General features: G+C 60.3%; 5 protein-coding genes. All 5 read left to right on the top strand.

Annotated elements, in window-relative coordinates; all coding sequences use genetic code 11:
• The first annotated feature begins 230 nt into the window (after positions 1–230).
• Positions 231–1,856: a methyl-accepting chemotaxis protein gene (locus tag ACW9JE_RS26105; protein ID WP_457434372.1), complete on the top strand. Its 1,626-nt coding sequence runs from the start codon at positions 231–233 to the stop codon at positions 1,854–1,856.
• Positions 1,857–2,203: 347 nt separating this feature from the next.
• Positions 2,204–4,195 carry a hypothetical protein gene (locus ACW9JE_RS26100; RefSeq protein ID WP_457434371.1) on the top strand — a complete coding sequence of 664 codons (1,992 nt, stop codon included), beginning with the start codon at positions 2,204–2,206 and terminating at the stop codon, positions 4,193–4,195.
• A gap of 22 nt (positions 4,196–4,217) precedes the next feature.
• Positions 4,218–4,451, top strand: a complete 234-nt coding sequence (locus ACW9JE_RS26095; RefSeq protein WP_224538576.1) for a hypothetical protein — start codon at positions 4,218–4,220, stop codon at positions 4,449–4,451.
• Complete coding sequence (locus tag ACW9JE_RS26090) at positions 4,441–6,633, top strand: autotransporter outer membrane beta-barrel domain-containing protein (RefSeq protein WP_457434370.1); 2,193 nt, start codon at positions 4,441–4,443, stop codon at positions 6,631–6,633. The genes ACW9JE_RS26095 and ACW9JE_RS26090 overlap by 11 nt, the downstream gene beginning before the upstream one ends.
• A gap of 138 nt (positions 6,634–6,771) precedes the next feature.
• The gene (locus ACW9JE_RS26085) at positions 6,772–8,229 is read left to right on the top strand and encodes a hypothetical protein (RefSeq protein WP_457434369.1); all 1,458 of its coding nucleotides are present in this window, start codon (positions 6,772–6,774) and stop codon (positions 8,227–8,229) included.
• The last annotated feature ends 183 nt before the right edge of the window (positions 8,230–8,412 follow it).

Raw genomic sequence — 8,412 nt, 5'->3', positions numbered from 1 at the left:
GGGCATCAGATGCCCAGCGTTATCGTTGACGACCATCGCGAGCGTGCTCGCTCCTACAGAAGATCGTATTCAGGTTTGGCCGAAAAATATTTCTTTGCCACCATCAACATCCGCAACTCCCGCCGATAAAGATCACAGACGCGTTCAGCGTCTGACTGATCGGTCACGCAGATGGCCGGCAGTGATCACGGCATGGACGCTCGCCGCTTTTATTACCCGAGTATCGTCCTATGTCCTTGCGTCAACTGAACATCGCGCCTCGTGCATTCCTGGGTTTCGCCTTCATCGCCTTGCTGGTGGTCGTGTTGGGGGTGTTCGCGGTCAACCGCATGTCGATCATCCGCCAGTCCTCCATCGACATGGGCAGCACCCAACTGCCCAGCGTCACCTACCTTGGCAACGTCACCGAAAACGTGCTGCGCATGCGCATCCTGTCGTTCCGCATTCTGGTCAACCGCGATCCGGCCAGCCTGCAGGAAGCCGAAACCCGCATCGGCGTGCTCAACGACAAGGCGCGCAAGGCCCAGGCCGCCTACGCCCAATTGCCGGCGGGCCCGCAGGAAGCGGCGCTCTACAAGATCTTCAGCGCGACCATGGACGATTACATGCAGGCCCAGCGCGAGATGCTCGACCTGTCGCGGCAGAACCGCGTCGATGAGATGCGCAGCCTGATCAACTCCCGGATCAAGGACGGCACCGACAAGATGGGCGAGCAGCTCGGTCAGTTGGTGACCTACAACACCGATGGCGCCAAGGAAGCCGGTGTACTTGCCGAACGCAACTACAACAGCGCCGTGAACGGCATCATCGCCGTGTCAGTGCTGGCGGCGCTGATGACCGTGTTGCTGGCCTGGCTGCTGACCCGCAGTATCGTCTCGCCCTTGAGCCGCGCGGTGCAGGCTGCCGAAACCATCGCCGGCGGCAACCTGAGCAAGTCCATCGAGGTCGATGGTCAGGACGAACCGGGCCGTCTGCTCGGTGCCCTGGCCACCATGCAAACCAACCTGCGCAAAACCATCGAGCAGATCGCCGGTTCCGCCACGCAACTGGGCGCCGCTGCCGAAGAGCTGAGCGCCGTCACCGAAGAAGCCTCCCGCGGGCTGCATCAGCAGAACAACGAAATCGAACAGGCCGCCACCGCCGTCAACGAGATGACCGCCGCCGTGGAAGAAGTGGCGTGCAACGCTGTCTCGACCTCCGAAGCCTCGAGCCAATCGACCCAGGCCGCCCGCGAAGGCCGCGACCGCGTGGTGGAAACCGTCGACGCGATCCAGACCATGACCCACGACGTGCAGAACACCGCGATGATGATCGAAGGGCTGGCGGAGCAGGGCAGGGACATCGGCAAGGTGCTGGACGTGATCCGCGCCATCGCCGAGCAGACCAACCTGCTGGCATTGAACGCGGCAATCGAAGCGGCCCGCGCTGGAGAAGCCGGACGTGGTTTTGCGGTGGTGGCGGACGAAGTTCGGGCGCTGGCCCACCGCACCGCGCAGTCCACCCAGGAAATCGAGAAGATGGTCGCCGGCATTCAGAACGGCACCGGCGAGGCGGTGTCGTCGATGCAGCAGAGCAATCAGCGTACCCAGACCACCCTGGAAATGGCCCGCGCTGCGGGTGTGGCGCTGGAGCAGATCACCCAGTCGATCCACCTGATCAACGAGCGCAACCTGGTGATCGCCAGCGCCTCGGAAGAACAGGCGCAAGTGTCGCGCGAAGTGGACCGCAATCTGGTGAACATCCGCGACCTGGCGACCCAGTCCGCCGCCGGCGCCAACCAGACCAGCGCCGCGACCCACGAACTGTCGCGCCTGGCGGTGGACCTGAATGCGATGGTGGCGCGCTTCGTCATCTGATCAAACCCGCTTCCTGTAGGAGCGAGCACGCTCGCGATGGTCGTCAACGATAACGCTGGCAGCCTGACACCCAGCGGTGTCCGAGCCACCATCGCGAGCAAGCTCGCTCCTACAGATCGTGCACACTCCACAGGCCGTAAAGCCACCCCTGTATAAAAACCCACCTGTCAAGTCTGACAGTATCGAAACATCCGCAAAGCGTGCTTAATCCGCGAAGGCCCAAACGGCCAGGCAGAACGACAGGACGTAGTACTGCAGTGTTCGAGCCATCAATCGAACTGCCAAAAACCGATTTGAAAACCATGAGCACGCTCGTGGTTTAACTCGAACGTTTTGGAGCACTGGACATGGCAGATTCAGAAAGAACACGCACGGCCGAACAGGTGCGCAGCGATTACCGTAAACAGTTGTTCAGGGCCCGGCGACAGGAGGAGCTGGCCCCGCCTGACATGACCGACATTATCGAAGGCGACGCTGATGGTTTGATTCACATCGATTTCGCGGATGACCCTATCAGGTTCACGGTCAAAGAATGGGCGGATCGACCGGTTTTCCCGAACATCCTCGTCAATACGCTCTTTGTCGAAATGCGACGTATCACGGTTCCGGAATCTCAATATGTACAGATTTCCGCGGAAGAGTTCGGCAACACGACCGATTTCCCGTCCAGTAATTTCCCGCTGGAGAAAGAAATTCCACTTCACCTCACCGCAGGCATCGAAGGCAAGTTTCAGCTTCGATGCCGCCTGGAACCCTGGAATTTAAGCCCGATCATCGACTCTCTGCCCGCGCCGTTTGAACTCGACAGAACCGGGCCGATCAGGCCGGGCGTCCCGAAAAGCATCATTGTTCATGAGCCCTTGATCACCGAAGAGGTCCTGGCACGGGACAAGGGGATCAACTGCGAAGTGCCTGATTTTGAAGAGGAGAAGAAGGGGGCGGTCACGCTCGCTGTGGCATTGCTGAAAGAGCCACCAACAGAGGAGCCGGATCGCGAAGAACTGGTTTTTCTGGGCGGTCTTCCCCTGACTCGTCAAATCACCATTCCCGAGGCCTCGGTCCGCAAACTCGGCTCAATGTTGATGTACATCGTTTATTTCTTGTACGACAAAGCCGGAAACCGCAGCGACATGCCGTACCCGACACCGGTGCAAGTGGCGCTGGGCAAATTGCCCATGGACCCGGATTCCTGCAGCGTCCCATTGGCCGAAGACGATGGCGTGATCGATCGCGCCGATGCGGCTTTTCCAACCACTGTGTGGATCGACCCCATCGCGGATTATCAGGAGGCGGACGGCATTGTGATTACCTGGGGTGGCACGCGCCTGCCGCGAACGGCGATCAGTGCGCACCTGCCGTTTCCTTTGACGATCACAGTGCCGAGGGATGTCATCAACGGCGAATACGACTTTGCCGGGGCTGACAGCCAGCCAATAAAGGTGGACTACGAGGTGTATCGCGGTGACTACTCAATTCCTTCGAAAGCCTCCATTACCGTCAACGTCAACCTGAAAGTGGCCGGCCCTCCCGACCCCGGCCCCGGCCCGGAAAACCCGTTGCTGGGACTGGTCGAGTTCCTCAGCTCCAGCGGCAGCAGCACCGAACTGGTGCCCGCAGATATCGGCGAGGATGCCCAAGGTACGATCACCCTGACCAAGGACATACTTGACCATGTGCTCGCCGGCGACCTGCTGACGCTGTACTGGAACGGTGAAGCGGTCTCGTCACCAGCCTATGCCATCGTCGGGACGGAGACTGTCGACCAGAAAATCCCGATCGTCATCCCCTGGGCGGATATCGAAAAGGTTCCGGTCATAAAGCAATTGCCGCTGCACTACACCATCACGCGCCCAGGCCTGATCAACCCGCAACAGTCGCTGCCGACCTTGATCGATGTCGAGGTTGAAATCGTCAAGCTTCCTGACATCGAGTTTCCCAACAAGCACCCGGACCGAGACCTCATCAATTGCGATGGGCTGGAGGAGAAAGACGGCGAGTGGGGCATCTACGTGAAAATTCCGGTTTCGAACTATTTGAAGGAAGGCGTGGAGGTCGACGTTTCATGGGCAACCTTTGACTGGGATGATGTGACGCTTTTGCCGGACACCGATCGGCAGCAACGGCTGACTGTGACCAGGGAGGAGGAAAGCAACGGCCTCCTCTGGTTCATTCCCTATGTGGAGTGCCTCAAGCCCACCTATGACACCGGCAATCAGTTCGGCTACGGCAAGGCGATGTACCAGATCGTTGTCCGGGGCACCGATGTGAAATCCGAGCTGGCCAGCATCATGATCGCCGTGTTCGAACTCAATGCCCATTGCAGAATCCCGAGACCCTGAACCCAATTCTGTAGGAGCGAGCATGCTCGCGATGGTCGTCAACGATGACGCTGACAGCCTGACACCCAGCGGTGCATCGGACTACATCGCGAGCAAGCTCGCTCCTACAGAAAAGGGTGTTGCTTCGGATAAGTCCTACATTTTTTTAAGAGATTTCTCTTTAGTCTTCGCCGCCTTTGCATGTTCAAGCAGGGTTCGCCAGGTCAGGCGGACCCATTCTTTGACCTTTATTACTGCGGTGTCTGATGAAAACTGAAAAAGCATTCGCGTTGAATCCTCTGTCCGCCTCCATCAAGTGGCTGACCTTGATGCCCCTGCTGTTGGCCAGTACTCAGACGATGGCCGGCATTGTCGATAACGGCCAGACGGAGCGTATTGATGGTAATACCGCGTCAGACACCTATCTGGTGCGTAATGCCTCGAACCTGATTTCCAATGGTGCAAGCACTCAGGACATCACTGCGCAAACCGGCTCGACCCTCTCCTTGACCGGCACCACCGTGACCACGACCGCCTTGACCGGGGTGTTTTTGCAGGACAGTTCAGCGACCATTTCAGGGGGCTCCATCACTGCCGGCCGGACCGGGCTTTCGCTGCAAAGCAGTGCGCCGGTCAACCAAGGTTCGAAGGCAACGGTCACTGACGTCACAATTACCGGCGGCACGACAGGCGCTACCGTGGGCAGTACGAGTGAGCTGGATCTGGTCAGAACCACTCTGGTCGGTACATCCGGCTTCGGTTTGCAGATGGCCAACGGTCGGGTCTCCGCTACCGGCGGAACGATTCAGGGTGGCATCAACGGCATCGTCATGACCACCGACCCGAATGTTCCACAAAACAACCGTCTGACGCTCAGCGGCACCAAGGTCGAGGGCCAAAGCGGCTCTGCGATCAGCGTGACCAACTTCAGCGCGGCGCCCATCACCGCCGATATCCGGGTGGAGAACGGTTCGACGCTGACCGGCGGCAACGGCAAGATCCTTGAAGTCGGTGGCACCTCCATCGCCAACATGGTGGTGGACAACAGCGCGCTGGTCGGCGACGTCAGCGCCGAGGCCGGGGCCACCGCCAATCTCACCCTGCAGAACCAGGCCACGCTCACCGGCCAGCTCGACAACGTCAACAGCCTGATCATCAATAGCGATGCGCGCTGGGTGATGGTCGGTGACGGCAGCGTTGCCAACCTGGCACTTAACGGTGGCGGGGTGCAGTTCGGCAATCCCGGTGAATTCTTCAAGCTGACCGTGGGCGAGCTGTCCGGTACCGGCGGCACCTTCTACATGCACACCAATTTTGGTGTGGTCGATACCCTGACCGTCACCGGCAACGCCACCGGCAATCACCAAGTGTTGATTGATGCCAGCGGCTCCGAGCCGGTGGCCGCCGCTTCGCTGCCGGTCATTCACACCGGTGGTGGCGATGCAACGTTTTCCCTGGTCGGCGGCCCGGTGGATCTGGGGGCGTTTTCCTACGACCTGATCCAGCAGGGCAGCAATGACTGGTTCCTCGACACGGCGTCGAAAGTGGTCAGCCCGAGCACTCAGACTGTCCTGGCATTGGCCGATGCCCTGCCGACCGTGTTCTATGGCGAGCTCACCACCATGCGCAGCCGCATGGGCGAGTTGCGCCTGGACGAGGGCAAGGCCGGCGGCTGGGTGCGCGCCTATGGCAACAAGTTCAATGTCAGCACCGGGGTGGCGGACTACCAGCAAAACCAGCAGGGCCTGTCGTTCGGCGCCGATGCGCCGCTGCCGTTCGGTGACGGTCAGTGGCTGGTGGGCTTGCTCGCCGGTTACAGCAAATCCGATCTGAACCTGGACCGTGGCAGCAGCGGCACCGTGGACAGTTACTACATTGGCGGCTACGCCACCTGGCTGGACAAGCAGACCGGCTACTACCTGGACAGCGTGCTGAAATTCAACCGCTACCAGAACGAAGCCGATGTGCACCTGAGCGACGGCACCCGGACCAAGGGCGATTACGACACTGAAGGTGTCGGTGCGTCCGTGGAGTTCGGGCGGCATATCAAGCTGGCCGATGGTTTCTATGTTGAGCCGTACGCGCAGGCTGCCGCACTGGTGGTCAAGGGCCAGAGCTACGACCTGGACAACGGGCTGCAAGCCGATAGCGATCGCACCCGCTCGTTGCTGGGCAAGGTCGGCGCCACGGTGGGGCGCAACTACGACCTGGGTGAAGGCAAGGTGGTGCAGCCTTATGTTCGTGCGGCCTACGTGCATGAGTTCGCCAACAACAATGACGTCGACGTCAACAACAACACCTTCACCAACGATCTATCGGGTTCCCGTGGCGAGCTGGGTTTCGGCGTCGCGATGAATGTGAGCGAGCGGATTTCGCTGCACGCCGATGCCGATTACAGCAACGGCGAGAAGATCGAACAGCCGTGGGGTTTGAACTTCGGCGCACGTTACAGCTGGTAAATGCGTTCCGACGCAGGCGTCGATGGGCGCCTGCATCAGCGCTTGAGGATTAACAAGACGCGTACTTATCCAGGGTCCTGTCGGTCTGGCATTCAGCGGTAGTCTTACCGGCTCGCTTTCATGAGTGAGGAATCAGACATGTCCAGACAGTCGCAGCCATTTGAGGAAGTCAGGGTGGACCTTGCGCCGCCCGATCTGATCGATGTACTTCCCGAGTTCGAAGGCGGCCAGGAAAACCTGCTGCCCAAGGATGGGTGGTTGAAGCCGCTGCGGGTCGAGTTCGAGCGGTGGGGCGATTCGGCGCAGGGCCCCGGCATGATTGATACGCTGCAGCTGTTTTTTGATGACAGAACTACGCCCGTTCATGAGCGGAAACTGGAAGGGCCGATCGACGATGCCGAGTTCTGGGCCGAGGTGCCCGCGGCCAGGCTGGAGGAGGGGGTTCATTCGCTGTTCTATCGGGTCCTGCCCTGGAACGGTTCCACGACCCGTGAATCGGTGCCGGTCAACGTCACCATCGATAAAAGCCCGCCGATTCTGGCCAATGCCAGCGAGCTGATTTTCCCGCCTGCGGTGCTGCCGCCCAATGCGCTGACCGCTGACTATCTTGAAGATCCGCAACACAACGACCAGTTGCTGGCCATCGTTCCGGTTTACCGCACCCCGGCGCCCGGGGATGTGGTGATCGCCACCTGGAAAAATCCGGGCGATGGCGGTTCGGGGGAGGTACGCAGCGAGCCGCTGACACGCCTCAACTACAACGATCCGATCACCCTGACGTTCACCGGCGACTTCATTCGTTATCAGGGCGATGGCAAGCGGGAGGTGACTTATCGGGTGGAGGACCGGGCGACGAACGCCAGTGGCGAGTCCTATCCGGTGGAGTTGCTGGTGGCGGCCATCCGACCGCCTCGTCATGCGCCATTTCCCTGGATCAGGCAAATCAACGATGACCCGGCGGACTGGGCCGAGCTCAATCCGGAAGCGACGTTGCAGGGGGCGACGGTCATCATTCCTGCCGAGGCGATTTTCTATAAGGACGATCGGCTGGAGGTTTGCCTGGGGGAGCCGGGCAGCCCGGGGGCGGTGTGTGTGCCTGTCGATCCGGATGCGCGTGAGGTGCAGATCGACAAGTCGATCATTGGCGGGTTTCTCGACAAGACGATCCCGGTGTATTACGTCATTCACATGGCCGACGGCACCGAAATGCCCTCCCGACGCCTGACTCTGAAAGTGCGAGCGTTCCCCGCCAGTAAATTTCACGGCGCCCAGCTCGCCGCGCCTTTCAGCGACCCGGTGTACAAAAGCGAAATCACCGCCGCGGGCGTGCCGATCTTCCAGCGCGTCTGGTCCTACATCAGCACCCGCTGCCTGATCACCCTCACGGTGAGCGGGTCGGGCAAAACCGAAACCCTGCTCGACGCCCATCAGGTCCTGCCGGCAGAAGCCAGTGCCGGCGTCTCGGCCACCATCTCCCAAACATTCCTGCGCAGCCTGACCAGCGACGTACGCTTCGTGGTCCTGACCAAAGTCAGCTTCGACGACGGCACCACCTGGTTTCCGTTCATCGAATTGCGGCCGATGCTCAGGGACTGAAAGCACACGCAAATCCAAAACTGTGGGAGCGGGCTTGCTCGCGAATGCGGTGGGTCAGGCAGCATCGATGTTGATTGTGCCGACGCCTTCGCGGGCAAGCCCGCTCCCACAGTGGATTGGTGGTGTAGCCCATACGGTATGCACACCGCCAACCCCTGTAGGAGCGAGGCTTGCCCGCGAAGG

The organism is Pseudomonas sp. SDO55104_S430 (genome assembly GCF_054070595.1).
Note: the sequence above shows the minus strand (reverse complement) of the source record. Positions and strands in the feature narration are given on the sequence as shown.